Source organism: Methylobacterium persicinum, from assembly GCF_022179525.1.
Classification (GTDB): domain Bacteria; phylum Pseudomonadota; class Alphaproteobacteria; order Rhizobiales; family Beijerinckiaceae; genus Methylobacterium; species Methylobacterium persicinum.
This window is the reverse complement of sequence record NZ_BPQX01000029.1, coordinates 1-23,972: the sequence shown is the minus strand read 5'-3', so window position 1 is coordinate 23,972 and position 23,972 is coordinate 1. Positions and strand designations below refer to the sequence as shown.

Here is a 23,972-nt window from a genome sequence, read left to right as displayed (position 1 = left end):
GAGCACGGCGATGCGCGGGACGGAACGCCGGGCGCGGCTGCTGGAGGCGCTCGAACTCGGTGAGATCGACGTCGACGATCTCGCCCGGCGGTTCGGCGTCTCCGCCTCCACCGTCCGGCGGGATCTCCAGCACCTTTCCGGCACCAAGGCGGTGCGCCGGACCTATGGTGGGGCGATCCTCGCCGGGGGGCCGCCGGAGACCACCCTCGACCAGAGGCTGGCGATCGACGGCCCGCAGAAGCAGGCCATCGCCCGGGCCGCCCTGGCCCTGGTCTCGGACGGCGAAACGCTGATCCTGGATGCGGGCTCGACCGTGACGGCCTTCGGGCGCCTCCTGCTCGGCCGACGCCTGCGCATCATCACGAACAACCTCGCCCTGCTGCCCTGCCTCGCCCGGGCGCCGGGTATCGACCTCGTGGTGCTCGGGGGTAGCCTGAGGGCGACGAGCATGGGCACCGTCGGGCCCCTCGCCATCGAAGCGCTGCAGAGGATGACCGCCGACCGGACCGTGACGAGTGCGGACGGCGTGGTGGCCGGACGCGGCCTGTGCGAGGCGAGCCTCGATCAGGTCGCCCTCAAATCCGCGATGATGGCCCAGTCGCAGGAGACGATCGTCCTGGCCAATGCGGGCAAGCTCGGCCGCGCCGAGCAGATGGCCTGGGCCCCCCTGCCCCGGCGCTGGACCCTCGTCACCGATCCGGCCGCGTCGCAGGACCAGCGGCAGCGCCTCGCCGAGGCGGGCGCCCGCATCGTGATGGCCGGCGCCTGACGGACGCAGGCGACCGGACGGCGCCGGCCATACTCGCGACGCAATCGCCCTGCTCTCAGCGCTGGAAGGCCGAGCTTGCCAGCCATGCGGGGAGCCGGCACTCTAAGCTTGGCAGTGGGTTCGACGGGTGCATGCGGGGCACCCTTCCATCGCGCCGCACGACACGGGATGTCAGGACCATGATGACAGACGTTGTGAACGCCGGCGCCGGCGGGATGGACGAGACCGCTCCGTTCGAGAACCGGGCACGCCGTCTCAGCCGCCGGTCGTTCCTCGTGGGCTCGGCCTTCGGGGTCGGCGCCCTCGGGCTGGGTGGCTGCGCCTCCACCGACGGTCTGCTCCTCGCGGAGGCGACGAAGACCTACGGTCCGATGCCGAACGAGAAATTCCCCGTTCCCGCCGTGGATATCAGCAAGGTCGATCCGAAGTACTACCGCCGGACCGTGAGCTACGACACCAACGAGGCGCCCGGTACCATCATCGTCGATCCCAGCAAGTACTACGTCTACCGCGTCGAGGGGGACGGGACGGCCACGCGCTACGGCGCCAATGTCGGCCGCCAGGGCTTCCTGTGGAATGGGGACGCCTATGTCGGTCGCAAGTCCGAATGGGCGACTTGGACACCGCCGAAGGAGATGATCAAGCGCCAGCCCGAGGCGGCCAAATATGCCCGCGGCATGCCGGGCGGCCTCGACAACCCCCTCGGCGCCCGGACGCTCCATCTCTACCAGAACGGCGCGTATACCCTCTACACGATCTACGCGAGCAGCGATCCCGAATCGATCGGCACGGGGATCACCAGCGGCTGCGTCGGCCTGCTCACGCAGGACATGATCCACCTCTACGCCCGCACGCCGGTCAAGACGAAGGTGGTCGTCCTCCCCGCCTGACCTCCTCCGCCGCGCCGTCGCGGGAGGATTTCGGATGCGTTCGCGTGTCGGCCCCCACGCGCGTATGCTCGGGGCCGAGCGGGAGGGCTTCCATGTCCACGACCAACAGGCGCGAGCTTTATCGAAGCCCGAACGGCGACAGCTGGTACCTCGGCCGGGAGCCCGAGAGCGGCCGGGCCTTCGTGATCCATCAGCCGAACGCGCCGTCCGGCGGCCGCCTCTCCCACATCGAACTGGGGACCTTCCTCCACGGTGATGCCAAGGCCCCGGAGCAGCAGGCGCTGCTGCGCCTGATCGGCGGCCTCGTGGACGTGCCACCCTTCGCCGACCGCCCCTGACTGGGGTCAGAAGCTCCCGGTGAGATGCGAGACGATGGCGAAGGCCGCGTTCACCAGATCGTCCGGGCGACACGGTTTGTGGACGAAGCGGATGCGTTCCGAGAGGAGCCCCCCTTGTCCCGTGGGGGCACCCGACGAGATGACGACGCCGATCTCCGGCCATCGCGCCAGGATGGTGTCGACGAGTTGCCGCCCGCTCACCTGACCGGCCGGCATATCGAGATCCGTGACGACCACGCTGATATCGTCGCGTCCGGCCAGGATGATCATCGCCTCGTCGGCATGACGGGCCTCGAACACCGCCGTGCCGGCGGCAGCGAAGGCGTCGGCAGTCTCCATCAGCAGGAGCGTTTCGTCTTCGACGACGAGGACGCCGATGGTGCCCTTCGGGAGCGGGGGGCGGTACGACACGCCGTTACGGCTTCGGCCGGCCGAAATAGGCGGCGACGGTCGCAACCCGCGAACCGACTATCCTCACCGCCTTGCGCAAACGTTCGTCCGTGACGTCGAAGTGCCGCGACCACGCCTCGCGCGTGCGCCGGTCGTGGATGTCGATATGGGATCGCGGCGGGAGGTCTGTGGGCACGGAATCGGCTCCGGTATTCAGGACCCGACGACGCCGAGTATCGCAATGCCAATGGCTTGCACAGATGATGGTTGCCCGGACCCGACGAAATAAAAATATATCGATCCGCAACGGCTATCGGTGATCCAAAAATAATGATCCATCGACTTCATTTGGTGGACTGAGCGTTTTCAGCGCAGATTCCCCTGATGCGGGGCGCCGACCGTTCCCGGCCGATGCGCTCTTCGGTCCGGAGCGCAAGGGGCCTTGTCTTCTGATACGTTTAGCCCCTCCCTCAGGTCTTCCGCCGAAGCCGAAGCGGGTTCGGCGCCGTGTTGTGCGACAAGTACAAAGACCACTTTCGCTTCAGGTCGCCGATAAAACGGCGAAGACGCGCCAAACTTGGCCTTCCGGCGTTCCCGCGATCAAAAACCGAACGGGGATCTATCAATTTGACTTGCATGGGCGCACGATGCGGCATCGCCGGATGGAATTCCACTGGGCTCCGGCGGCTGAGGGCTCGATGCCCCCGCCTGTCGAGGACACAGGCGATCCGTGGCAGATATTCTCAAGTTCCGTGCGCGCCAGCCGCCATCCGGGTCGGCCTACCGGCTCTACCGGTTTGCCACGGATGGAAGCGTCCGGGAGACGGTGGTCATCCGGTCACGGACCGACGCGGTCGCCCTGCGGAAGGCCCACAGATTAGCCGACGGCACCCGATCCGAACTCTGGCTCAACGAGCGGTTCGTCGATCACATCCTGCAGACGGCCCATCCCGTCGCCGTCTCGATCCGCGTGCTGCCGGACTCTGACCGTCCCGCCAATGCCAAGACCAGGCTGGTCGGCAAGAACCCTGTAAAATCGGAGTAGAGACATGGCGCAGGAAAAGAAAAGCGGCAATCGCGAAGCCAAGAAGCCGAAGAAGCCGGTGCCGAAGGTGAATGCGGCCGCTCCCTCGACCAAGGGCACCGTCGCCGGCATCGCCAAGACATCCGGGCGCGGCTGACCCAGCCTGTTCGGCCCGTTCCCGGGCCGTGACGACAGGTGGTCCCCGGCCTTGCGCGCCTGTCTTGGGGCGGCGCGCGAAGGCCGGTGGCCCTCGCCCGTCCGCCATCCGGGTCCGGGCCGAACCCGTCTCGCTCTGGCAAGGCAAGCATTGGCGCCCCCTGGATCGCTGAATTGATACGTAGGCGATCATTCCGCCAGAATTGACGTATGATAAGATCAGACGCTGTTAATTGATATCATGCCCACGTCACGGAATTCTGTCTTCAGTGCTACTCTCTACGACTGACATTCCAGAAATTTAACGGTCGGCGCGGATGCTGATCGTCAGAGGTTACTGGCATGGCATCCGTCGGCACATTTCGGGTCTGCGAACCGGGTCAATCGTCCTTGAGGGAGACCCTCGCCGAGGCGGTCGCCTTGCCGTCCGTCCTCGCGACGATGGTGCACAGCCTGATCGAGGCGTGGCCGGCCCCTGTCTACACGCAGCCGGTCGTCACCACGCGCTTCCTGGGGACGCGCACGACCTATGTCTGCGACCCGCGCCTGATCCACAACCTCCTCGTCGACCAAGCCGGGTCCCTGGAGCGGGAGCGCTTCATGCTCAGGGCCCTGACGCCCGCCCTCGGCGCGGGCATCCTGACGGCCGACGGCGCCCATTGGCGCGAGCAGCGCAGGACCGCCGCCCCGATGTTCCGGCCCGACCGGGTGCGCAGCTTCGTGCCCGCCATGGCCGAGGCCGCCCGGGCCACCCGCGCGCGCTGGCTCGCCGACGGGTCCCCCGGCACGGTCCGGGACATCCTGCCGGAGATGATGCGGACAACCTTCGACGTCATCGTCGCGACGATGGTGTCCGGCGACAGCCGGCTGGAGGTCGGCCCGTTCGGCCGGGCGATCGACACGTATCTCGGCCAGACCGGTTGGACGATCGCGCTGGCGATGCTGAACATGCCCGGCTGGACGCCCCATCCCGGCCGGCAGGCGGGCGCGGAGGCCGCCCGTTACCTGCGCCGCTCCGTGGCCGAGACGGTCGCCCGGCGCACCGCCCGCGGGGAGCCCGGCTCCGACCTGCTCGGCCTGCTCCTGCAGGCGAGGGATCCGGAGACGGGGCAGCCCCTGTCGGACGAGAGCATCATCGACAACCTGCTGACCTTCGTGGCCGCCGGTCATGAGACCACGGCGCTGGCGCTCACCTGGACGCTGCGGATGCTGGCGGAGCATCCCGAGATCGAGAACCGGGTCCTGGCGGAGCTGGCGAGCGTCGAGGGGGATCGCGTGGCCGATCCCGAGGCGGTGGACGGCCTCACCTACACGCGGCAAGTCGTGATGGAGGTCATGCGCCTCTATCCGCCGGCGCCGCTGATCGTCCGGCGGGCGACCGCGGATATCGGCCTCGGCGACAGGACCATCCGATCCGGCGAGTCGGTTCACGTCCCCGTCTACGCCCTCCATCGGCACGACATGCTCTGGGACGCGCCGCAGAGGTTCGATCCGGACCGCTTTTCACCGGAGGCCGTCGCAGCCCGCAGTCGCTACGCCTACCTTCCGTTCGGGGCCGGACCGCGCGTGTGCATCGGCATGGGCCTCGCCCTGACCGAGTGCTTGGTCATTCTCGCGACGCTGCTGCCCGCCTTCCGCTTCGTGCCCGCCAAGCGCGAGATGCCGGCGGCACAGTTCAGGGTCACCCTGCGGCCGAAGGGCGGCATGGGCATGAAGATCGTGGCCCGCCATGGCCGATGACCGCACGCACGAGCCGGGCCCCACATCCGGCAACGGGGTCGCCTCCGCCCGCACGGCGAACTCGCTGATCGATCGCATCCGGCGCATCGACACCGTGGATGCCCTGCCGAGCCGCTACCGGCTGCAGGTCCGCGCCGGGCTCCTTGATGAGACCTTGAAGCTCGCCAACTATTCGGCCGTCACCCACCTGATCATCGCCGCCGCGCTGGTTGGCTTCTTCTGGCATTCCGCGTCGCAGCTCTACCTCCTCGGCGTGCTGACCATCATCACGGTGGTGATCGCCGCGACGATCCATACGAACTGGCTTTACCGGCGCACCTACGGCGAGGCGGTCTCGGAGGTCGGCGTGTCGCGCGGCGTGCGGGTGGCGGTGGGACTGGCCCTCGTCCTGGGGCTGGCCTGGGCCACCATGCCCGTGATCCTCTTCGCGCCCGGCACCAGCGACGAGCGCCTGATCGTGGTCGCGATCGCGGCGGGGCTGATCTCGGATGCCTACGTCGTCGGGCCGCTCCTGTCGGTCTCGTACCTCTTCGTGATCCCGATCATCGTCGGCAGCTTCGTGGGATTGGCGCGCTGCGGCGAGCCTATCGCCGTGAGCATCGCCTTACTGCTCGTCGTGTATTCGATCTTCGTGGCCCTGAGCGTCGCGCGGATGAGCCGCCTGTCCCGCGAGCGGATCCTGGACCGGGTCCGCGTGCAGGACCAGAGCGAGACCATCGGGCTTCTCCTCAACGAGTTCGAAGAGAATACGAGCGACTGGCTCTGGGAAACCAACGAGGCCGGGCGGTTTCAGCACGTCTCCCATCGTGTCGCCGAAGCGCTGGGCTGTCCGATCGAGGCGATGCAGCAGGCCTCCTTCGAGTCCCTCTTGCGCACGCACTCCCGGTTACGGGTGGAGGCGGACCAGACCGACGAGGTGCTCGAGTGCCTCCGGAGCGCGCGGCCGTTCCACGAACTCCTTGCCGAGATCGACACGCCCACCGGCGCGCGCTGGCTTCTGCTGAGCGGCAAGCCCTTCTACGACCAACGCGGCACGTTCGCCGGATTCCGCGGGGTCGGTTCGGACGTGACGCAGCGGCGGGAGGCGGAGGCGCACATCGCCTACCTCGCCACCCGGGACGCGCTCACCGGCTTGTCCAACCGGGCGATGTTCCACGAGATCGCCTCGGAGGCCTGTGCCGCCGCAGACGATGCCGAAGGGAATCCCGTCAGCCTGCTGTACCTCGATCTCGACGGGTTCAAGGGCGTCAACGATCGCACCGGCCACGGCACGGGCGATGCGCTGCTGCAGCAGGTCGCCGGACGCCTGCGCGCGCTGATCGCGCCCAAGGGGCAGGCGTTCCGGCTCGGCGGCGACGAGTTCGCCATCCTCCTCCCCGGCCCCGAGTCGGCGGCGGAAACCCTCGCGGAGGCCGTCATCGCGGCGGTGCGCAAGCCGTATATCATCGACGACGTGCGGGTGGAGATCGGCGTCAGCGTCGGCATCGCCTACGCGCCCCGGGACGCCCACAATCCCGAGGATCTCCTGCGGAAGGCCGACCTCGCCCTCTATAGCGCCAAGGAGGCCGGGAAGGGCCGCTGGCACCGCTTCGACCTCACCCTCGAGCGCCGCGCCCACCGCTGGCGGGAGCTGGACACGGCGATGCGGGCCGGCCTCGCCAACGGTGAGATGGAGCTGCATTACCAACCGCTCGTGAACTTGCAGGATGGTCAGGTCGTGGGCTGCGAGGCGCTCCTGCGCTGGACATGGCCGGGCCACGGCCCTGTCTCCCCGGTCGAGATGATCCCGATCGCCGAAAGTACCGGCTTCGTCATCGAGATCGGGCGATGGGCCCTGCGAAAGGCCTGTGCCGAAGCGCTGTCGTGGCCGACGCACATGCGCGTGGCGGTCAACATCTCGTCGTCGCACTTCCGCCTGCCCGATTTCTCGGGTGAGGTGGCGGCGACCCTCGCCGAGTCCGGCCTCGCGCCGGAGCGGCTGGAGATCGAGATCACCGAGTCGATCTTCCTGGCCAATACCCTGCATGTCCGGGACAATCTGCGCGCGTTGCGGGCCCTCGGCGTGAGGATCGCCCTGGACGACTTCGGGACAGGCTACTCGTCGTTGAGTTATCTGACGCAGTTCTCCGTCGACAAGATCAAGATCGACCGGGCCTTCGTCCGCGACCTCAGCAGCCGCCCCGAATGCCTGTCCGTGATCAAGGCGATCATGGTGATCGCCCGCGACCTCGGCATCGACGTCACGGTGGAGGGCGTCGAGACGGAGCAGCAGGCGGACCTGCTCCGGGCGCGGTCCTGCAACACGGCCCAGGGCTTCCTGTATAGCGCCGCCCGACCCTCCCACGAGGTCCGCGGCCTCATCGACCGCATCCCGGAGGCCGTCAGGAAGGCGCGGCACGCGCTCCGTGACGTCGCCTGACCCGCCGGGCGGGGTGACGGCCGGCAGGATGGCGGATGCGCGACGGCCGGAGGAAAACCGTCAACGCCCCGCGATGGCCCGTTCGACGAAGGCGATGACGCCCGCGATATAGGCGTGGATCGGCGTCCCGCGTTTCCGATATTTCGCCCGCTTCACGTACCAGTCCTGCAGCAGCGGTTTGATGAGCGCGGCCGTCAAGTCGATGTCGGGGATCGTGAAGACGCCCTGCGCGACGCCGCGGGCGAGGACATCCGCAAAGATCCGTTCCGTGGCGAGCTCACTCTCGGTGGCGAAGGCCCGGGCGGCGGCCGGGAAGCCCTTCGCCTCCATGAAGGCGAAGACGAACCACGGCTGCATCGCCTCGGTCAGGCGGATATGCGTCTCGATCAGCCAACGCAGATGCGCGGCCGGGTCCGCCTCCAGCCCGGCCGGGGCGTCCCGCAACACCGCCTCGACCGTCTCGGACACCTCCGTGAGGATCATCACGAGGAGCGTGGTCTTGTTGTCGAAGTACGAATACAGCCCGCCCATGCTGAGGCCCGAGACCCGGGCGAGGTCGCGCAGGCTGATCTCGTGGAAGCTCTGCCGGCTCGACAGCTTCAGCACCGCCTCGATGATCCGGGCGAGGTTGGCGGTGGCGAGGTGCGGCTTGCGCACGCTCACCCGGTCCCGGTGCCGTTCGAGGATCCGCGCGCAGATCGCTTCGGTCGAGGTGGCGTCCCGCAGGAACGTCCCCGACGGCGCATCCTTGGGCTCTGCCTCGGGCTCTACCTTGGGCTCTGCGGCTTCGGCCGGAGTCATCATGCCATCATCGCGCGCCCCCGCTGCCGGGGCGCCCGTGCCGAGCCATAGTCCATTGCCAACGGCAAATCCAAGGGTTAAAAAATTCGAGCGCTCGCTCGATTTTTCACGGCGTGCCCGTTGGCGGCGCGGAAGGCTGGCCCGATGGACTTTACCATCTCTCCCCGTGTCGAGGGGTACCGCGCCCGGATCGCGGCCTTCGTCGACAGGCACATCCTGCCCGTGGAGCGGGACGCCTCGGCCTATGACGGCCACGGCAACATCGCCCTGCCGGAGCTGGAGCGCCTACGGGCACTCGCCCGGGCGGAGGGGCTGTGGTGCCTGCAGCTCAAACCCGAGACCGGCGGGGCGGGGCTCGACAAGGTCGGCATGGCGGCCTGCTACGAGGCGATGAACCGCTCGATCTTCGGGCCCGTCGTGTTCAACTCCGCCGCCCCGGACGACGGCAACATGATGGTGCTGGAGAAGGTGGCGACGCCGGAGCAGAAGGCCCGCTGGCTCGATCCGATCGTGCGGGGCGAGGTCCGCTCGGCCTTCGCCATGACGGAGCCCCATCCCGGCGGCGGCTCCGACCCCGGTATGATCCAGACCCGGGCCGAGCGGCGCGGCGACCGCTACGTCGTCACCGGCCGCAAGTGGTTCATCACCGGGGCGGAGGACGCGGCCCACTTCATCCTGATGGCCCGCACCTCCGACGACGCCCGCAAGGGGCTGACGGCCTTCCTGTTCCACCGGGACCAGCCGGGCTGGGAGATCCTGCGGCGCATCCCGATCATGGGGCCGGAGGAGCATGGCGGCCATTGCGAGTTGCTGTTCGACGGGCTCGAAATCCCCGCCGGCCACGTGCTGATGAACGAGGGCGACGGGCTCAAGCTCACCCAGATCCGCCTCGGCCCCGCCCGGCTGACCCATTGCATGCGCTGGCTCGGCCTGTCGAAGCGCTGCGTCGAGATCGCCCGCGCCTACGCCGCCGAGCGGCAGGGTTTCGGGGTCCGGCTCGCCGACCGGGAGAGCATCCAGCTGATGCTCGGCGACCTCGCCATGCGGATCGAGATCGGCCGCCTGCTGGTGATGAAGGCCGCCTGGGCGCTCGACCAGGGGAGCTTCGCCCGCAAGGAGGTGTCGATGGCCAAGGTCCACGTCGCCAACCTGCTGCACGCGGCCGCCGACACGGCGATCCAGATCAACGGCGCGCGGGGCTATTCCACCGACACGCCGCTGGAATGGATCTACCGCTACGCCCGTCAGGCGCGGCTCGTGGACGGGGCCGACGAGGTCCACAAGATGGTGCTCAACCGCAACCTGGAGGCGGAGGGTGACGCCTTCTGGACCTGGGACGTGGGGGAGTGAGTACCCGGTCGTCCTGCCCGACCCCGTCATCGCGAACGCAGTGAAGCGACCCAGGGCAGCAGGACGATCGGAAGCGTGGCGCATCCCTGGATTGCTTCGCTGCGCTCGCAAAGACGGTGGTGTCTCTACGAACGGCGTGACACCGCGCGAGTGAAAAAGGAAACGGTCTTCATGACGGACGTGGTCATCACCGGGGCGGTGCGCACCGCGATCGGCACCTTCGGCGGGTCCCTGGCGGCGATCCCGCCCGCCGAGCTCGCGGCCCGATGCGTGGCCGAGGCGCTCAGGCGCTCCGGCACGGAGGGCGCGCAGATCGGCCATGTCGTCTTCGGCCACGTCATCCCAACCACCCCGCGGGACGCCTATATCGCCCGGGTCGCGGCGATGGAGGGCGGCATCCCGCAGGAAGTGCCGGCGATGACCGTGAACCGCCTCTGCGGCAGCGGCCTCCAGGCCCTGGTCTCGGCGGCGCAGGCGGTGATGCTCGGCGATGCGGAGGCCGCGGTCGCCGGCGGCGCCGAGAGCATGAGCCGCTCGCCCCACCTCCTGTCGGCGGTCCGGTACGGCCAGAAGATGGGCGACATCACCGGCATCGACTACATGACCGGCGTGCTCTCCGACCCATTCGGCCACGGGCATATGGGCGTGACGGCGGAGAACATCGCCAGCCGCTACGGCATCTCCCGGGAGGATCAGGACGCCTTCGCCGAAGAGAGCCAGACCCGCGCCGCCCGGGCCATCGCCGAGGGCCGGTTCCGCGAGCAGATCCTGCCCATCGACGTCCAGCGCAAGCGTGAGACGGTCCCCTTCGACACCGACGAGCATCCCAAGGCCACGCACCGCGAGGACCTCGCCAAGCTTCGCCCGGCCTTCGCCAAGGACGGCAGCGTCACCGCGGGCAACGCGTCCGGCCTCAACGACGGGGCCGCCGCCTTGGTGCTGATGAGCGCGGACAAGGCTGCCCGGGATGGGGCCGCGCCTCTGGCCCGGATCGTCGGCTACGCCCATGCCGGCGTCGACCCGTCCGAGATGGGCATTGGCCCGGTCCCGGCCGTGCGCCGCCTGTTCGAACGCACCGGCCTGCGGGCCGCCGACTTCGACGTGATCGAATCGAACGAAGCCTTCGCCGCCCAGGCCTGCGCGGTGTCGCGCGCCCTCGACCTCGACCCGGGGAAGGTGAACCCGAACGGCGGCGCCATCGCGCTCGGACACCCGATCGGCGCCAGCGGGGCGATCATCGCGGTGAAGACCCTCTACGAACTCGCCCGGACCGGCGGACGCTACGGGCTCGCCACCATGTGCATCGGCGGCGGTCAGGGCATCGCCGTGGCCTTCGAACGCATCCAGTGAGGGCGCGATGAGCGGGATCTTCGACCTTGCCGGCCAGCACGTGCTGGTCACGGGCGCGTCTAGCGGGCTCGGACGCCACTTCGCCGGGATGCTCGGCCGGGCCGGGGCGCGGCTGACCCTCGGCGCCCGCCGGGCGGAGGCCCTGGCCGAGACGGTGGCCGCCGTCGAGGCGGCGGGCGGGCAGGCCCATGCCGTCGTCATGGATGTCACCGACCGGGCCAGCATCGAGGCGGCCCTCGATCGGGCACATGAGCGCTTCGGCCCGGTCATGGTGCTCGTCAACAACGCGGGCGTCACCACCACCACCCCGGCCATCGACCTCTCCGAGGCCGAGTGGGACGGGGTGCTCGACACGAACCTGAAGGGCGTGTTCCTCGTCGCCCAGGCCACCGCCAAGCGCATGATCGCGGCGGGGGCGGGGGGCAGCATCGTCAACGTCGCCTCGATCCTCGGCCTGCGGGTTGCCGGGGGGCTCGCCCCCTACGCCGCGTCGAAGGCCGGGGTGATCCAGCTGACCAAGAGCCTCGCCCTCGAATGGGCCCGGCACGGCATCCGGGTGAACGCCCTGGCGCCGGGCTACGTGCGCACGGAGCTGAACGCGGAATTCTTCGACTCCGAGCCGGGCAAGGCGCTGATCAAGCGCGTGCCCCAGCGGCGGCTGGGCGAGGCCGGCGAGCTCGACGGGGCGCTGCTGCTGCTGGCCTCGCAGGCGGGCGCCTACATGACCGGCTCGGTGATTGCCGTCGATGGCGGCCACCTCGTCTCGGGGCTCTAGCCGATGGACGAGACGCGGCTCGCCGCCTGGATCGCCGGTCACCTCGGGGAGCCTGGCCTGACGATCGAGGAGAGCCGGGCGCTGGGCGGCGGCTCGATCCAGGAGAACCGGCTGGTCCGCTGCCGAATCGGGGAAAGCACCCGGGACTTAGTCCTGCGCAGGGACGCCCCGGCGACCATCGCCTCCAGCCGCTCCCGGCGCGAGGAGTTCCGCCTGCTCGAAGCCGCCCACGCGGCGGGGGTCCGGGTGCCCGAGCCGGTGGGGTTCTGCGAGGACGCGGGCGTGATCGGCGCGCCCTTTGCCCTGATGGGCCTCGTGCCCGGTATCGGCCTCGGCCCGCGCATCGCCAAGGACCTCACCCTTGGCGGCAATCGAGAAAAACTCGCCGAAGATCTCGGCCGGGAGCTCGCCAGGATCCACGGGGTGCTCGATCCCCGCCGGGACCCGCCCCCGGCGCTGGCCTTCCTCGGCCCCCCGGAGACCGACCCGGCCCGGGCGGAGGTGGCGCAGCTGCGGGCGAACCTCGACGGGATCGGCGCCACCCGCCCGGCCATCGAATGGGGCCTGCGCTGGGCGGAGGTCGCGGCGCCGTCCTGCCCGGCCCCTGCCCTCGTCCACCGGGACTTCCGCACCGGCAACTATATGGTCGACGAGACCGGCCTCACGGCGATCCTCGATTGGGAGTTCTCCGGCTGGGGCGATCCGGTGCAGGACCTCGGCTGGTTCTGTGCCGCCTGCTGGCGCTTCGGCCGCCGGGACCTGGAGGCCGGCGGCATCGGTTCGCGGGAAGCGTTCTACCGGGGCTATCGTGCGGGCGGCGGGCGGGCGTTCACGGACGAGGCCGTCGCCTACTGGGAGGTGATGGCCCACCTGCGCTGGGCGGTGATCGCCCTGGAGCAGGGAGCGCGGCACGTCTCGGGCCTGGAATTCTCCCTTGAACTCGCCCTCACCGGGCGGATGGTGCCGGACCTGGAACAGGCGATCCTCGCCGCCACCGCCCCGGCCGCCTGGCCCCGCTGACCCGACGGAGATCCGCGATGCGAGACGACCCCTCCGGCGCCGCCCTGATCGAGGCCGCCCGCCGGGCTCTCACCGAAGAAGTGCTGCCAGGCCTCGCCGGCCGCCCGCGCTACGTGGCGCTGATGGTGGCCAACGCGCTGGGCATCGCGCTGCGCGAGATCGATCAGGCGGGGGCCGCGACCCATGCGAGGGAGCGGCTCCTGCCCCCGGGCCCCGGCTCCGAGGACGAGAGGGGCGCGGCTTTGGTCGGGGCGATCCGCGCCGGCCGGCACGACGGCGACGGGGCCCTCCACGGAGCCCTCACGGAGACGGCGACGGTGTCCGCCGGGATCTGGAAGGCGCCTCTGCCCTAGAGCTGCACCCGAACGAGTTGGTTCAGCAAGCCTACTCCAGATTTTCCCCTCATCCTGAGGTGCGGCGACAGCCGCCTCGAAGGCCTCATCCTGAGGTGCGGCGATAGCCGCCTCGAAGGAGGGCTCCAGGGATCGCGCGGCAGGCTGGAGCCCTCCTTCGAGGCCCGCTGACGCGGGCACCTCAGGATGAGGTAAGAGGCTGGGGGCCGCCTCAACGTGATCGGTCGCTGCTCTAGGCCGACGCGCTGATCCGCCCGTGGCCTCGATGTGGGCAACCGCCGCCCTGTCAGGTGCGGCGGCCGACCGTGGCCTCGATCTGGCCGTGCGGCTCGTCGGTGGGGAGGAACACGGTGCCGGGATTGTCCAGGCCGAAGGGCCGGAGGTCGATGGGGATGTAGTGCTTGTTCGGCATCGCGAAGGCGATCTCCGCGATCTCGGGAACCCGCGCCAGCACCGCCTCGCCCATCCGGTACATGCTGTCCTGCACGCCGGCGCTGTAGGTGGTGCCGAAGACCTCGATCAGGGTCGAGAGGACCGTCGCGTTGGTCTGCGTGCAGTCCGCAGGCCGGCGTGACCAGGTCCAGGTGGCGTCCATGCTGGTGGCGGCGATCCTGTCGGTCGTGTCCGGCAGGGTGCGGTACTGGTCGTCCACGAAGCCGGCCCAGCCCGATTGGGTCGTCTTCATGAAGGTGAAGCCGCGCAGGCCCGAGCGCAGCACAGCCCCCTCGCGGTCTGCGTCGAGGGCGACGTAACCGGTGCCGTTGCCGTCGAGGGTGAAGGTATGCCCGTGGGGCGTGCCGCCGATGGCCTGCCGGATCCAACGGGTCTCGTCGGCCTCGATCGTCACCGCCTCCACCTGCGGGTAGGTGTCGAGAATGACTTTCGCGACCGCGGCGACGAAGGCCTCCTTGTCGAGGGAGAGGTTCCTGGCCGCCGTGACGTTGACGATGTTCTTGACGCTGTCGGTGGCGATGCAGGCGCGGTTGTCGGCCTGCGTCCAGGCGGCATCGAAGCGGCCGGTCATGATGACGCTGAGCGTCAGTTCCCGCGGCGTGTGGTAGTCCCCATCGCGGGTCAGGCGCATCACCCGGACCCGGGCCTTGCCGTAGCGCGATGCTGTCAGGGCCATGGACGTCTCCGGGTTGGATTCGGGGGTTCGGGCGCAATCCGTATGCCACCTCATTCTCCACCGCCTGCGCTCCGGAGCAACGCGTAAGGGTCAGCCGGGGCCGTCCGTGACGTCCTGCAAGCGGCCAGTACGGCAAGAGGTTATCCACACTCGTCCACAGAACTGGGAAAAATATCCGAAAGTAGGTTGAACTCTCAGCCGCTCGCAGGCTTGTTCTACATATGTTCCGATCGCTCGATAATGGGACTGGCGGCGGACAGACATGGCTTCGCTCAAATGGGAGAACCGGTGGCCGACGACTGCTCACGATATAGGATTTATTACTTAATAGCGAGCGAGGAGGGTGTCATGGGCGACGAGGGACATGAGTTGCGCCGTTTGTCGGCCACATGGTTGAACACCATCGCGTCCGGTGTCGTGTCGGCGGGGTCTTGCGGGTCCCTGATCGCCTACAGCTTCGGGCCGCGTCCCGGCATCACCGGCTGGCAGGTGCTGACGGTCCTTGTCGTCACCCTCGCTGCAGGCGCAGGGCTTCACTGTCTGGCGCGCGCCCTTCTGAACGGACGCTAAGGCGGGTTCGGTTTGGTCTGGACCGCCCGCTCAACTGTCTCTGCGAGCGGCAGCGAAGCAATCCAGGGCAGTGGAACCTGGCCGGATGGGACGGATCCCTGGATTACTTCGGTTCGCTCGCAACGACGGAAGAGGGGAATCGTTTTCAGGCAGCCATCGACGCGGAGCGCTTCACCATCAGGGCCTGAAGCGCGGCAGCCGCATCCGGCGCGGCCAGGACCGGGAAAAAATAGTAACCCTGCAGGCGGTCGCAGCCTATCTCGGCCAGCTTGAGGTACTGCTCCTCCGTCTCGACACCTTCCGCCGTCACCAGCATCCCGAGCCTGTGGGCCAGCTCGACGATACTGCGGACGATCGTTTCGTCCCGGCTGCAGGTGCTGACGTTCATCACGAAACTGCGGTCGATCTTCAGCCGGGCGATCGGGAGCTCCCGGAGATGGGTCAGCGAGGCGAACCCCGTTCCGAAATCGTCGAATGCGACCTCGACACCATTCTCGCTGAGCCGGGCAAGCTCCATCCGGATCGAGCTGGAGCGCGGCCCCAGGAACAGCCCCTCGGTCACCTCGACGCCGATGCAACTCACCGGCACGTCGTCGGCGGCCATCCGGTCCAGGAGGCGAGCCGCGAAGCCCGGTTGCTCGAAATCCGCCGCCGCGGTGTTGAACTTGATCTTCTCGAACGGCACGCCGGACCGCAGCCAGGCAGCGGCCTGCCGGATCGCGTGCCTCTGAACCATGTCGCCGATCAACGCCATCAGGCGCGGGCACTCGAAGACCTCCTGGAAGGCGCCCGGAGTGAGGAGCCCCCTGTCCGGATGGCGCCAGCGCAGGAGCGCCTCACATGAGGCCGGGCTGCTGCAGTCCGAGGCGACGATCGGCTGATAGAACAGTTCGAACTCGCCCCGGGCGAGGCCGATGGCGGCCTCTTCCCGGAGATCGACCCGCCGCCGCATCGTTTCGAGCATATCGATCTCGAACGAGACTTGGCGATTCCGGCCGAGGCGCTTGGCCTGATACAGGGCGATATCCGCCCGTTTGATCAACTCGCCCGCCGTGCCGCCGTCGGCGGGGAAGCGTGCGAGCCCCACGCTGGCCGTGACATTGAAGGTGCCGTGAGCGAGCGGGATCGGATGCCGGATCGCATCCTGCACCTGTTCGATGAGGATGGCGGTCCGCAGGCCCAGATCGGGCAGTGCGGCGGCGATCTCATCCCCGCCAAGACGCGCCACGATCCCCAGCGGGGCCAAGACGGTCTTCAAGCGCTCCGCCACGGTTCGCAGCACGAGATCGCCGACGTCATGGCCGTTGAGGTCGTTGACGTCCTTGAAGTTGTCGATATCGAGCACGAGAACGCAGACGCTCTCCCCGTGCCGTTCGGACTCGGTGAGAAGCGCGGCCAGCTCGGCCTGCAGGCCGTTTCGGTTGAGAAGGCCGGTCAACGGGTCGTGCGTCGCCATCTCGCTTAGCCGAAGCTGCGCGGCCTTCTGCTCGGAAATGTCGAAGCGGCACGCGACGTAGCGCGTGATCCTGCCGTCGGCTCCGAATTCCGGGATGATCGTCGTCGCGACCCAGTACAGGGAACCGTCCTTGGCGCGGTTGCAGATCTCACCCCTCCAAGTCTTCCCCGCCCGGATGTCCTTGTACATCCGCCGGAAGAACCCGTTGTGATGGTGTCCGCTATTGATGATGCGATGGTTCTGCCCGACAAGCTCGTCGCGCCCATACCCGCTGATGGCGCAGAACCGATCGTTGACCTGAAGGATGCGTCCGGCCGGATCGGTGACCGCCACGATCAGGACGTCGTTGACGGCCTCTATCCAGAAATCGCCTTCCAAGTTCGCAGTCATGAGGCGTCTGCCCTCGAACGCGGATTCAGCCACACCCCTACCGGAGCGTCACGGCGGAGCGCTTGTCATCGAGCCCCCTACCCTTGCGGGCCGGGATCGGTCGGCACCTGTCCATCGACAGTGCCGTGGGGCGCCGCCCCAAAGCACCTTGAGCGACCGGATCAAACCGTAATTGGCGCGAGGAAAAATTTTATTGATCTCCGCGTTGCAATGACGACTGAATGCAAGACAAATAAATTCATTGGCAACAGTATCATTCTCAAGAAGCATTCCTGGCGGGATGAAATGAAGGATTCGAGTTCACTTTTTCTTCTCTTGGCGGGCCGCGTGCCGCTTCAAGCAAACCCGCGCCGGCCGACGCCGCGGCGGGGAGCTTTTCAGGTTAGGGCATAATCTCGCGCAGCGACACGATGGCTGCGAGGGAGGGGCAGGTCTCCGTGTGGCATCGGCCCTCGCCCGTTCCCGCGGCGGGCCGAACAGACCGGCGCGTCCCCGTCCCGAGCCGTCCCGGGCGTTCAGCCTCTCTCGTCCATCCGAAGCGCGTTCGACGGATGCAGGCGGCGGGCCGCCAGATCACGCAGCCCGATGAGATTGCCGATCAGCCGCCCGCGGCGGTCGATATAGCTTTCGGGGCGTACAGAGCCTTTCAGGTTTGCCGCAAAATTCCGCGAGGCACTGCCGATCGCCTCCTGCAAATCGTAGGTCCCCTTCCGATATAGATAGATGGGGTTTGCGATCTGCGAATAACCCAGAAACCGGCCGCTCGTCCGTCCGGATTTGACACCGAGATGGACACCCCGGGCCGCCGCGCACCGGACCGAACGCCCGTGATGGGCCAAGCGGCGCATCAGGTCGACGTCTTCGTACCAGCCGTACCGGGGCAAGTTCTCGTCGAAGAAGAGCCCTTTCTCGATGAGCGTTCGGTAGCGCAACGCCATGTTGCAGCCGTAGCCATGCCGCGTCTCGGTGATGTGGCGAGGATGGGACTGGGCGTCGTCCTGCGTGATGATCCGCTCGGCCGCATCCGGCGCGAGGCCGGGCCCCTTGATCCCGTCCGCGATGACGGCTCCCGTGGCGACGACGATCGAGGGGCAGTCGAACACCTCCGCCATCTCGGCGAGATAGCGACACCCCAGGAAGAAGTCGTCGTCGATGAAAAGCAGTACATCGCAATCGCCCGCCGCGCGGATGATCGTGTTCCGCTGCTTGGTGAGACCGAGCTCACTCGCGACATGGCGGATCGGAAACGGCACGTCTCGATGCCGGTCGGCCAACGGATCCACGGTGGCGGGAGAGCAGACGATCACGTCATCGGGCAGACGGGTTTGCACCAGCAGACGGTCTATCGTCCGCTGAAGGACCTGCGTTCTGGCCGTCGTCGCGATTCCGACAGATATCCGCATGGTCTCAGGCCGTCAGACGGGTTGCGGGGAATGGGACCTGGCATCGGGCCAGCCCGATCCGAGGAACGCGGCTCCTCTTGGCGGTGTCACGCGACAGGATAGCGACATATCCAGCCTTCGAACCGCCCCTTCGCGCGGGCGAGGCGAAAGCGCGCCAAGCTGACATTCCCGCACAGGATGGCCCAGACGGCCCCGATCACCGGCCTCGCACAGTAGATCAGGATTTCCCGCTTTCGGTAATTGTACCGGCGCAGGACCAGCCCTTTTCCCAACCCATAGGCGTAAGCCCGCCTGATGTGGTAGGAAGTGATAGAAGACGATCCGCGAGGGTGGAAGACGCTCAAGCTCGGATCATAATGCAACCTGTGGCCCCGCGATATGATACTCAAGATCAAATCCGTTTCCTCGCCCGAGAGATAGGGCGTATTGCTGCCGAGCCCAATATTCTCGTCGAAGCCGCCGATGTCCTTAATGATCGACGTTTTCAGAAAGATTCCCACCGAGATGGCCCGGCTCCAAACATTCGTTTTGGTGACTTCGCCGCCTATCCGGTCCGACCGGCCGGCACTGTCCCGGCCGTCGTGATCGCAGCAGCGGATGCAGATGCCGGCGACGTCGTCATGGGCGAGAAACCGCGCTTTCACGTCGGCCAAGAGCGTGGGGGAATATTCGCAATCGTCGTCCGGAAACCCGACGATGCGTCCACGGGCCTTCGCGAGCCCGGCATTCCTGCCCTTCGAGAGCCCGACCGCGCTCTTGGTGTAGAAAACCCGCCCAGTCTCCGCGAACTCTGAGACGATCTTGAACACGTGGTCCGTCGTGTTCTGGTCGACGACGATGACCTCGAACGAGTCGTATGTCTGGCGGATGATACTCTCGAGACCCTGCCTCAACCGCTCGGCCTGTCCGATCGTCGAGATGATCAGACTGAACTCCGGAGTGGATTCCGCGGAAGCCATCGCCTTCACTCACGCCCACTTGATGATTTCGGTCAGGCCGGACAAGTAGGCATCGATCGCTTCGATGCTCTGTGTTCGCCGTGACACCATGATGCGCGGAAGCTGAAACCGGTTTTGGCTGGTGCTGGCCTTCATGGTCACCGCCCGCGTGGTGAAAGCCGCACGGAAACCGGCCTGCTCGACGATCCGCGGAGCCAGACGGCCTGTCTCATGGGCCTGCCCGAAGGGATAAGCGAAATACTCCGTGTCCTGCCCGATCATGTCCGCGCAGCGGTCCCGCGATGTCACCACCTCTTCGACCAGTTCAGCCAAGGTAAGCTGTGCCATCACCGGATGCGTCGCCGTGTGAGCGCCGAACGTGATCAGGCCCGAACCGGCCATCTCCTTGACCATGCCCCATTCCAAGGCCGTCTCGAAGGCATCTGAGGGTAGGAAATTGGGATTAGACTTGGCCAGATCATCAATGAGCTGATCCTTTTCTTCGCTATTCGCCCCACGAAAACGGTCGGCCCAATGCGTGTAGACCTGCCACCGGTCCGCGTCGGTCGCGAGGGCACGACGGTCTTGTCCCAGCCCGAAGCTCGCGCTCGTCGAGATCGCGCGCTCCAGGGGATGCCACCACATCGGGCTCGTGCGATCGAGGAGCCCCGTTGCGAGGAAGATCGCTGCGGGGGCGCAGTGATGGCGCAGAATCGGATAGGCCACTTCATAATTGTCCCGGTACCCATCATCGAATGTGATGCAGACGAACGGGCTCAAATCTCGCGATGACAGCCGTGCGAGGCATTCGTCGAGGCTGACGACGTCGATACCTCTGTATTTCAGATGACGAAGAAATCTGTCGAGGAAGACATCACTGATGCCCATAGCGCCCAGCAGGCGTCCGGGATCGTCATGCTTTTCGACGGAGTGAAGACAAAAAATTGTCGCCCGGGCCAAGCCCAATATGCGCGATGCTCGCCCAATATATGGAACAGCATGTCGATAGATGCTGGAAAACGCCTCCCTCATTTATCGAAATTTTCCGCGGTCCTCAATATTGATTTCGCCGGAAGGTGTCCCTGATTCGGACAAGTCAGTCAACCATATAAATTGAATTAAAATCACCATTTTTACCGCCCGCACACTGCTAATGATTTGCTACTTAAGCAATAATCGTTCAAGATTAGCAACACAAAAGCTGCCGCATTTTTGCCAACGCGCCACCGCCGAAATCGTAAAACCGCGCATTGTACGGCATCGTCGTACAAATTTTCGAGATGTCGAGATCTAAAATCAACGCAAACGACATAGCCATGGATATAATTTGATTTCCCGGCGGCAATACTACGGATCGTTTGTTATCCAAGCTTTTCGTAACCCGATTTATTCAACTTTCCTGACAGAATCGCCCGCCCGACGACGGCTGCCGGGTTAGGCTCGGGCGTGGTGTCCCGTCACGTCCGAGGCGCCCTGGTCGCCGGGCAGGCGCGTGCCAAACGTCGGACCAGTGCCCGGCGCCTCGCAGGCCGTCGCTTGGCCGCGATCAGCGAGCGGATACTGAGCAACTCTCGACCGAAATTTAGCGAAAGACACTTTCTCGATTCAGTTATCACCAAATAATCCGCATATCATTCCAAATATTTCTCTCAATTATATTTATCTACAATTCCAAAATTGGCCTATTTCAAATTTTCGTGAAACTGCCCCGTCCGAGTATTATAGTATATGTCGCTTTTTTGACACACTTTGCAGATCCGTCAGTTGTAGAACTCCGTTTCCCAATTACGAACGAGTTTCGGTTGCTCCGTGGGAGCGAGGCCGCGGCTCCAAGGGCTTGTATGTCGATCGAGTTCGAGACCCTCGTCGACCGTGTCTACGAGGCCGCCGCCGTCCCGGGGCTCTGGCCCGCGACGTTGGCGGAACTCAGTAGCTACGGTGAGGGCGGCGGAGCCCTGTTGTTCACGAGCCAGGGCCAGGATTTCCGCTTCATCGCCTCGCCTGAGCTCGACGGGTTCATGACGGAGTTCATGGCCGGCGGGTGGGTCGCACACAATGACCGCCCGGCTCGTCTGTTCGCCAAGCAGCATGCCGGCTTCCTCACCGACCTCGACGTCTACACCCGAGAGGAGATCGACCGGAACCCGTTGTTCACGGACTTCCTGCGGCCGCGCGGCCTCGGCTGGGGCGCGGCTTCGGCGATCTCCGTGCCGAGCGGTGAGCGCATCGTGTTCGATGTCGAGCGTGCCTTCGCGGATGGACCTGTCCCCGCCTCCGTAGTGGAGCGGCTGAACGCCGTCCGGCCGCACCTTGCCCGTGCAGCCGCCCTGTCCGCCCGCCTGCACCTCCAGGCCGTGCAGGGCGCCGTCGACGTCTTGGCGTCCGTCGGCTTGCCCGCCGCCGTCCTCGGACGTCAGGGGCAGGCTCTGGCGATGAACCAGGGCTGTCAGGCACTGCTCGGCACGACCTTGCGTGAGGGAGGCCGCTTCGGCCTCGCCGACACGGGGGCCGACAAGCTTTTGGCGGAGGCGCTGGATTGCGTGGCAGCGGCGCCGTTGCTGAGCGCGCGGTCCATCCCCATGCCCGCCAGGGAGGACGAGCCCCCCGCCGTCGTGCACGTGCTGCCGCTGCGTCGCAGCGCCCGCGATCTGTTCACCGCGGCCTCCGCCATCGTGATCATCACCCCGCTGACGCAGAGGCAGTTGCCCGGCCTGTCGGTCTTGGAGGGCCTGTTCGATCTCACTCCGGCCGAGGCACGGGTCGCCCGGGGCATCGTGGGCTGCCAGAAGGTCGATCAGATCGCGAAGGAGGCGGGCACCTCGGCGCAGACGGTGCGCTCGCAACTGAAGAGCGTGATGGCCAAGACGGGTGTCGGGCGGCAGGCCGAACTGGTCAGGCTACTCTCCGGCACCGTGCTGGCGGCGCCGTGATCCGCTGCCGGCGTCCCCCGGAAGGACCGGGTTGCGACTCTTGGGGGAGAGGAAACACCTATCCCCCAAACAGGGTATGCGACGCCGTCGCCGGGCGTATTACTCATACGCCAGGGCGTATTGAGGGGCGGCTTCATGTTCAAGGAAAGACGCGAGAGGATCCGGTCAGCCTGGGATCCCTGTTCGGCCAATCGGGATCCATTGCTGCAGCGTGGGCGAAAACAGCTCATCGTGCGGTGGATCGGTGCACGAAAACATAAACTGACACGGCTTTCGAAGAGCGCGATTGCGAAGTTACCGATCACGAACATCGCTTATCTTTCTTTCGCGGATACCTTCGACCGGCGGAAGGATGTCCAGCCGGGGTGGCTGGCAAGGCCCAGTGCGGAGATCGTCCACTTCCTGCCGGCCCAGGGGCGACGGGCCGGCGTCTCGTAGAACGGCCCCGCCGAATCGGATCGATCACGCGTGTCGGTTGATGGCCTTCCAGGCCGGGACGCGTCCGAGCCCGACGGTCTCGCGAATCGGCGGGTATCCGTGGCCCGGTCCTGTGGAACGCGCGGACGAACGGCGCTACCACCGTCGCCAGGCAAGCGCGTCTCGCGCTTGGCACCTGGCGGCGGTGAAGCCATGACGTCAACGAGCGATCGCGGGGCGACCGTCACCGTCATGATCTCGGGGGGCTTCGCCCTCGCCTACGGGAAGGCGGTTCCGGCGTTTCAGCGGGAGACGGGCATCGCGGTCGAAACGCTGTCGGGCGCCTCGCAGGGAACCGGTCCGAAGACGATCCGGTCGCAACTCGAACGGGGCGCCGCGGTGGATGTCGTGATCCTCTCGAACGAGGGGTTGCACGACCTCGCCGGCGAGGGCCGGATCGCCGAAGGGTCGGCCGTCGAACTCGCCACCGCACCCCTGGCGGCCGCCATCCGCACGGGCATGCCAAGGCCCGACGTCGGCTCCGTGGCGGCGCTGACGCGCACATTGGCGGAGGCGCGTCTGATCGCGGTGCTGGGCAGCACCAGCGGCCTCTTCATCCAGAACACGGTTCTTCCGGCCCTCGGCATCGCCGGGAGCGTCCGCCTGAGGGTCTACCCCAGGGGGACGGACTCCACCGCCGCCCTCGCGGCGGGAGAAGCCGACATCGCCCTCGGACCGATCAGCGAACTGGTCGACATCCCTGGGATCGAGCCGGTGGGGGCCTTGCCCGACGCCGTCCAGCTCGTCCAGACCTTCACCGCGGCCGTGATCGTCACCGCGCGGCATCCGGAGGCGGCGAAGCGCCTGATCGCCTTCCTGCAGTCCGACAAGACCGCCGCCGCGATCCGAAGCGTCGGGATGGAGCCGCGGCAGACCCCCGGTTAGGGGTAGGTCTCAAGGGCCGATCTGCCTTTCCGGCCGATCTTCTTCAAAACCAATGTTTCAGTCCAGAAATAACCGGTGGCAACGGCCGTGTCCTGGACCGTGTCCGGACTGTTTCTCTGCCGGGCGTTGTCGAGAACGGATGCTGCGCGTCTTCGCCGGGACGTCCAAGGATTCGGATTGAACAACCGCCTGAGTGCGCGATTCAACAAAACGGGCTGTAACTCCGTCCAAAATGCCGCGGATTTGAACGAAATGCGTTCGGTTGCGGTTATGAGTCATGTTTCGAGCAGAATCGTTCACTATCCGCGATTTGGAACCGGTCGGCACCTCCCGAGTCCCCCCGGCCATCGGGCGCGCGAATCCCCGGTCTCACGGTAGAAGCCGCACGATCGCTGGCACGATCGTGGGAGTGACCTCCC

At 66.8% G+C, this 23,972-nt stretch carries 23 protein-coding genes; 15 read left to right on the top strand and 8 right to left on the bottom strand.

Going from position 1 to position 23,972, the window contains the following annotated elements; translation table 11 throughout:
• Positions 1 to 10: 10 nt before the first annotated feature.
• From MFF22_RS12890 to MFF22_RS12880, 3 genes are all read left to right on the top strand, one after another.
• On the top strand, positions 11 to 769 hold the full coding sequence (locus tag MFF22_RS12890) for a DeoR/GlpR family DNA-binding transcription regulator (RefSeq protein ID WP_238249372.1): 759 nt from the start codon (positions 11 to 13) through the stop codon (positions 767 to 769).
• A gap of 179 nt (positions 770 to 948) precedes the next feature.
• A complete protein-coding gene (locus MFF22_RS12885; protein ID WP_238249371.1) occupies positions 949 to 1,659 on the top strand; it encodes a L,D-transpeptidase in 711 nt (236 codons plus the stop codon).
• A 92-nt stretch (positions 1,660 to 1,751) separates the two neighbouring features.
• Positions 1,752 to 1,997: a hypothetical protein gene (locus MFF22_RS12880; RefSeq protein WP_238249370.1), complete on the top strand. Its 246-nt coding sequence runs from the start codon at positions 1,752 to 1,754 to the stop codon at positions 1,995 to 1,997.
• A gap of 6 nt (positions 1,998 to 2,003) precedes the next feature.
• On the opposite strand, the gene MFF22_RS12875 is transcribed toward MFF22_RS12880, so the two are convergent.
• Together MFF22_RS12875 and MFF22_RS12870 are read right to left on the bottom strand one after the other, a co-directional pair.
• A complete protein-coding gene (locus MFF22_RS12875; protein ID WP_238249369.1) occupies positions 2,004 to 2,408 on the bottom strand; it encodes a response regulator in 405 nt (134 codons plus the stop codon).
• 4 nt (positions 2,409 to 2,412) lie between these two features.
• Positions 2,413 to 2,583 carry a DUF3606 domain-containing protein gene (locus tag MFF22_RS12870; RefSeq protein WP_238249368.1) on the bottom strand — a complete coding sequence of 57 codons (171 nt, stop codon included), beginning with the start codon at positions 2,581 to 2,583 and terminating at the stop codon, positions 2,413 to 2,415.
• A gap of 534 nt (positions 2,584 to 3,117) precedes the next feature.
• Between MFF22_RS12870 and MFF22_RS12865 the strand changes: the two genes are divergently transcribed.
• From MFF22_RS12865 to MFF22_RS12855, 4 genes are all read left to right on the top strand, one after another.
• On the top strand, positions 3,118 to 3,432 hold the full coding sequence (locus MFF22_RS12865) for a hypothetical protein (RefSeq protein WP_238249367.1): 315 nt from the start codon (positions 3,118 to 3,120) through the stop codon (positions 3,430 to 3,432).
• A gap of 4 nt (positions 3,433 to 3,436) precedes the next feature.
• Complete coding sequence (locus MFF22_RS24690) at positions 3,437 to 3,568, top strand: hypothetical protein (RefSeq protein WP_283206174.1); 132 nt, start codon at positions 3,437 to 3,439, stop codon at positions 3,566 to 3,568.
• 341 nt (positions 3,569 to 3,909) lie between these two features.
• Positions 3,910 to 5,307 carry a cytochrome P450 gene (locus MFF22_RS12860; protein ID WP_238249366.1) on the top strand — a complete coding sequence of 466 codons (1,398 nt, stop codon included), beginning with the start codon at positions 3,910 to 3,912 and terminating at the stop codon, positions 5,305 to 5,307.
• Positions 5,297 to 7,726, top strand: a complete 2,430-nt coding sequence (locus MFF22_RS12855; RefSeq protein WP_238249365.1) for a putative bifunctional diguanylate cyclase/phosphodiesterase — start codon at positions 5,297 to 5,299, stop codon at positions 7,724 to 7,726. The genes MFF22_RS12860 and MFF22_RS12855 overlap by 11 nt, the downstream gene beginning before the upstream one ends.
• A 60-nt stretch (positions 7,727 to 7,786) precedes the next feature.
• On the opposite strand, the gene MFF22_RS12850 is transcribed toward MFF22_RS12855, so the two are convergent.
• The gene (locus MFF22_RS12850) at positions 7,787 to 8,527 is read right to left on the bottom strand and encodes a TetR/AcrR family transcriptional regulator (RefSeq protein WP_238249380.1); all 741 of its coding nucleotides are present in this window, start codon (positions 8,525 to 8,527) and stop codon (positions 7,787 to 7,789) included.
• 144 nt (positions 8,528 to 8,671) lie between these two features.
• Between MFF22_RS12850 and MFF22_RS12845 the strand changes: the two genes are divergently transcribed.
• From MFF22_RS12845 to MFF22_RS12825, 5 genes are all read left to right on the top strand, one after another.
• Complete coding sequence (locus tag MFF22_RS12845) at positions 8,672 to 9,877, top strand: acyl-CoA dehydrogenase family protein (protein ID WP_238249364.1); 1,206 nt, start codon at positions 8,672 to 8,674, stop codon at positions 9,875 to 9,877.
• A 171-nt stretch (positions 9,878 to 10,048) separates the two neighbouring features.
• Positions 10,049 to 11,227 (top strand): acetyl-CoA C-acyltransferase family protein, encoded by a 1,179-nt coding sequence (locus tag MFF22_RS12840; protein ID WP_238249363.1) that lies wholly within the window; start codon positions 10,049 to 10,051, stop codon positions 11,225 to 11,227.
• Positions 11,228 to 11,234: 7 nt separating this feature from the next.
• Positions 11,235 to 12,002: an SDR family NAD(P)-dependent oxidoreductase gene (locus MFF22_RS12835; RefSeq protein ID WP_238249362.1), complete on the top strand. Its 768-nt coding sequence runs from the start codon at positions 11,235 to 11,237 to the stop codon at positions 12,000 to 12,002.
• Positions 12,003 to 12,005: 3 nt separating this feature from the next.
• The gene (locus MFF22_RS12830) at positions 12,006 to 13,022 is read left to right on the top strand and encodes a phosphotransferase family protein (protein WP_238249361.1); all 1,017 of its coding nucleotides are present in this window, start codon (positions 12,006 to 12,008) and stop codon (positions 13,020 to 13,022) included.
• Between the two features lie 17 nt (positions 13,023 to 13,039).
• On the top strand, positions 13,040 to 13,375 hold the full coding sequence (locus tag MFF22_RS12825) for a DUF6285 domain-containing protein (protein ID WP_238249360.1): 336 nt from the start codon (positions 13,040 to 13,042) through the stop codon (positions 13,373 to 13,375).
• A gap of 286 nt (positions 13,376 to 13,661) precedes the next feature.
• On the opposite strand, the gene pucL is transcribed toward MFF22_RS12825, so the two are convergent.
• Positions 13,662 to 14,504 carry a factor-independent urate hydroxylase gene (gene pucL, locus MFF22_RS12820; protein ID WP_238249359.1) on the bottom strand — a complete coding sequence of 281 codons (843 nt, stop codon included), beginning with the start codon at positions 14,502 to 14,504 and terminating at the stop codon, positions 13,662 to 13,664.
• 348 nt (positions 14,505 to 14,852) lie between these two features.
• Between pucL and MFF22_RS12815 the strand changes: the two genes are divergently transcribed.
• Entirely contained in the window at positions 14,853 to 15,074 is a 222-nt protein-coding gene (locus tag MFF22_RS12815; protein ID WP_238249358.1) for a hypothetical protein, read from the top strand.
• 145 nt (positions 15,075 to 15,219) lie between these two features.
• Here the strand turns inward: MFF22_RS12815 and MFF22_RS12810 are convergent, their stop codons facing one another.
• The 4 genes from MFF22_RS12810 to MFF22_RS12795 form a co-directional block, all read right to left on the bottom strand.
• Entirely contained in the window at positions 15,220 to 16,920 is a 1,701-nt protein-coding gene (locus MFF22_RS12810; RefSeq protein WP_238249357.1) for a putative bifunctional diguanylate cyclase/phosphodiesterase, read from the bottom strand.
• A gap of 515 nt (positions 16,921 to 17,435) precedes the next feature.
• Positions 17,436 to 18,323 carry a glycosyltransferase family 2 protein gene (locus MFF22_RS12805; protein WP_238249356.1) on the bottom strand — a complete coding sequence of 296 codons (888 nt, stop codon included), beginning with the start codon at positions 18,321 to 18,323 and terminating at the stop codon, positions 17,436 to 17,438.
• A gap of 86 nt (positions 18,324 to 18,409) precedes the next feature.
• Positions 18,410 to 19,282 carry a glycosyltransferase family 2 protein gene (locus MFF22_RS12800; RefSeq protein WP_238249355.1) on the bottom strand — a complete coding sequence of 291 codons (873 nt, stop codon included), beginning with the start codon at positions 19,280 to 19,282 and terminating at the stop codon, positions 18,410 to 18,412.
• Between the two features lie 9 nt (positions 19,283 to 19,291).
• A complete protein-coding gene (locus MFF22_RS12795; RefSeq protein WP_238249354.1) occupies positions 19,292 to 20,221 on the bottom strand; it encodes a polysaccharide deacetylase family protein in 930 nt (309 codons plus the stop codon).
• A gap of 881 nt (positions 20,222 to 21,102) precedes the next feature.
• Between MFF22_RS12795 and MFF22_RS12790 the strand changes: the two genes are divergently transcribed.
• Positions 21,103 to 22,191, top strand: a complete 1,089-nt coding sequence (locus MFF22_RS12790) for a helix-turn-helix transcriptional regulator (RefSeq protein ID WP_238249353.1) — start codon at positions 21,103 to 21,105, stop codon at positions 22,189 to 22,191.
• A 630-nt stretch (positions 22,192 to 22,821) separates the two neighbouring features.
• The gene (locus MFF22_RS12785) at positions 22,822 to 23,553 is read left to right on the top strand and encodes a substrate-binding domain-containing protein (RefSeq protein WP_238249352.1); all 732 of its coding nucleotides are present in this window, start codon (positions 22,822 to 22,824) and stop codon (positions 23,551 to 23,553) included.
• Positions 23,554 to 23,972 lie beyond the last annotated feature (419 nt).

What these genes read in the sequence shown, in the direction of transcription:
- MFF22_RS12845 (WP_238249364.1), top strand. Translation starts at nt 8,672, where the DNA reads ATGGACTTTACCATCTCTCCCCGTGTCGAGGGGTACCGCGCCCGGATC.
- MFF22_RS12840 (WP_238249363.1), top strand. Translation starts at nt 10,049, where the DNA reads ATGACGGACGTGGTCATCACCGGGGCGGTGCGCACCGCGATCGGCACC.
- MFF22_RS12890 (WP_238249372.1), top strand. Translation starts at nt 11, where the DNA reads ATGCGCGGGACGGAACGCCGGGCGCGGCTGCTGGAGGCGCTCGAACTC.
- MFF22_RS12885 (WP_238249371.1), top strand. Translation starts at nt 949, where the DNA reads ATGATGACAGACGTTGTGAACGCCGGCGCCGGCGGGATGGACGAGACC.
- MFF22_RS24690 (WP_283206174.1), top strand. Translation starts at nt 3,437, where the DNA reads ATGGCGCAGGAAAAGAAAAGCGGCAATCGCGAAGCCAAGAAGCCGAAG.
- MFF22_RS12825 (WP_238249360.1), top strand. Translation starts at nt 13,040, where the DNA reads ATGCGAGACGACCCCTCCGGCGCCGCCCTGATCGAGGCCGCCCGCCGG.
- MFF22_RS12805 (WP_238249356.1), bottom strand. Translation starts at nt 18,323, where the DNA reads ATGCGGATATCTGTCGGAATCGCGACGACGGCCAGAACGCAGGTCCTT.
- MFF22_RS12810 (WP_238249357.1), bottom strand. Translation starts at nt 16,920, where the DNA reads ATGACTGCGAACTTGGAAGGCGATTTCTGGATAGAGGCCGTCAACGAC.
- MFF22_RS12835 (WP_238249362.1), top strand. Translation starts at nt 11,235, where the DNA reads ATGAGCGGGATCTTCGACCTTGCCGGCCAGCACGTGCTGGTCACGGGC.
- MFF22_RS12785 (WP_238249352.1), top strand. Translation starts at nt 22,822, where the DNA reads ATGACGTCAACGAGCGATCGCGGGGCGACCGTCACCGTCATGATCTCG.
- pucL (WP_238249359.1), bottom strand. Translation starts at nt 14,504, where the DNA reads ATGGCCCTGACAGCATCGCGCTACGGCAAGGCCCGGGTCCGGGTGATG.
- MFF22_RS12790 (WP_238249353.1), top strand. Translation starts at nt 21,103, where the DNA reads ATGTCGATCGAGTTCGAGACCCTCGTCGACCGTGTCTACGAGGCCGCC.
- MFF22_RS12850 (WP_238249380.1), bottom strand. Translation starts at nt 8,527, where the DNA reads ATGACTCCGGCCGAAGCCGCAGAGCCCAAGGTAGAGCCCGAGGCAGAG.
- MFF22_RS12860 (WP_238249366.1), top strand. Translation starts at nt 3,910, where the DNA reads ATGGCATCCGTCGGCACATTTCGGGTCTGCGAACCGGGTCAATCGTCC.
- MFF22_RS12800 (WP_238249355.1), bottom strand. Translation starts at nt 19,282, where the DNA reads ATGGCTTCCGCGGAATCCACTCCGGAGTTCAGTCTGATCATCTCGACG.
- MFF22_RS12855 (WP_238249365.1), top strand. Translation starts at nt 5,297, where the DNA reads ATGGCCGATGACCGCACGCACGAGCCGGGCCCCACATCCGGCAACGGG.
- MFF22_RS12815 (WP_238249358.1), top strand. Translation starts at nt 14,853, where the DNA reads ATGGGCGACGAGGGACATGAGTTGCGCCGTTTGTCGGCCACATGGTTG.
- MFF22_RS12880 (WP_238249370.1), top strand. Translation starts at nt 1,752, where the DNA reads ATGTCCACGACCAACAGGCGCGAGCTTTATCGAAGCCCGAACGGCGAC.
- MFF22_RS12830 (WP_238249361.1), top strand. Translation starts at nt 12,006, where the DNA reads ATGGACGAGACGCGGCTCGCCGCCTGGATCGCCGGTCACCTCGGGGAG.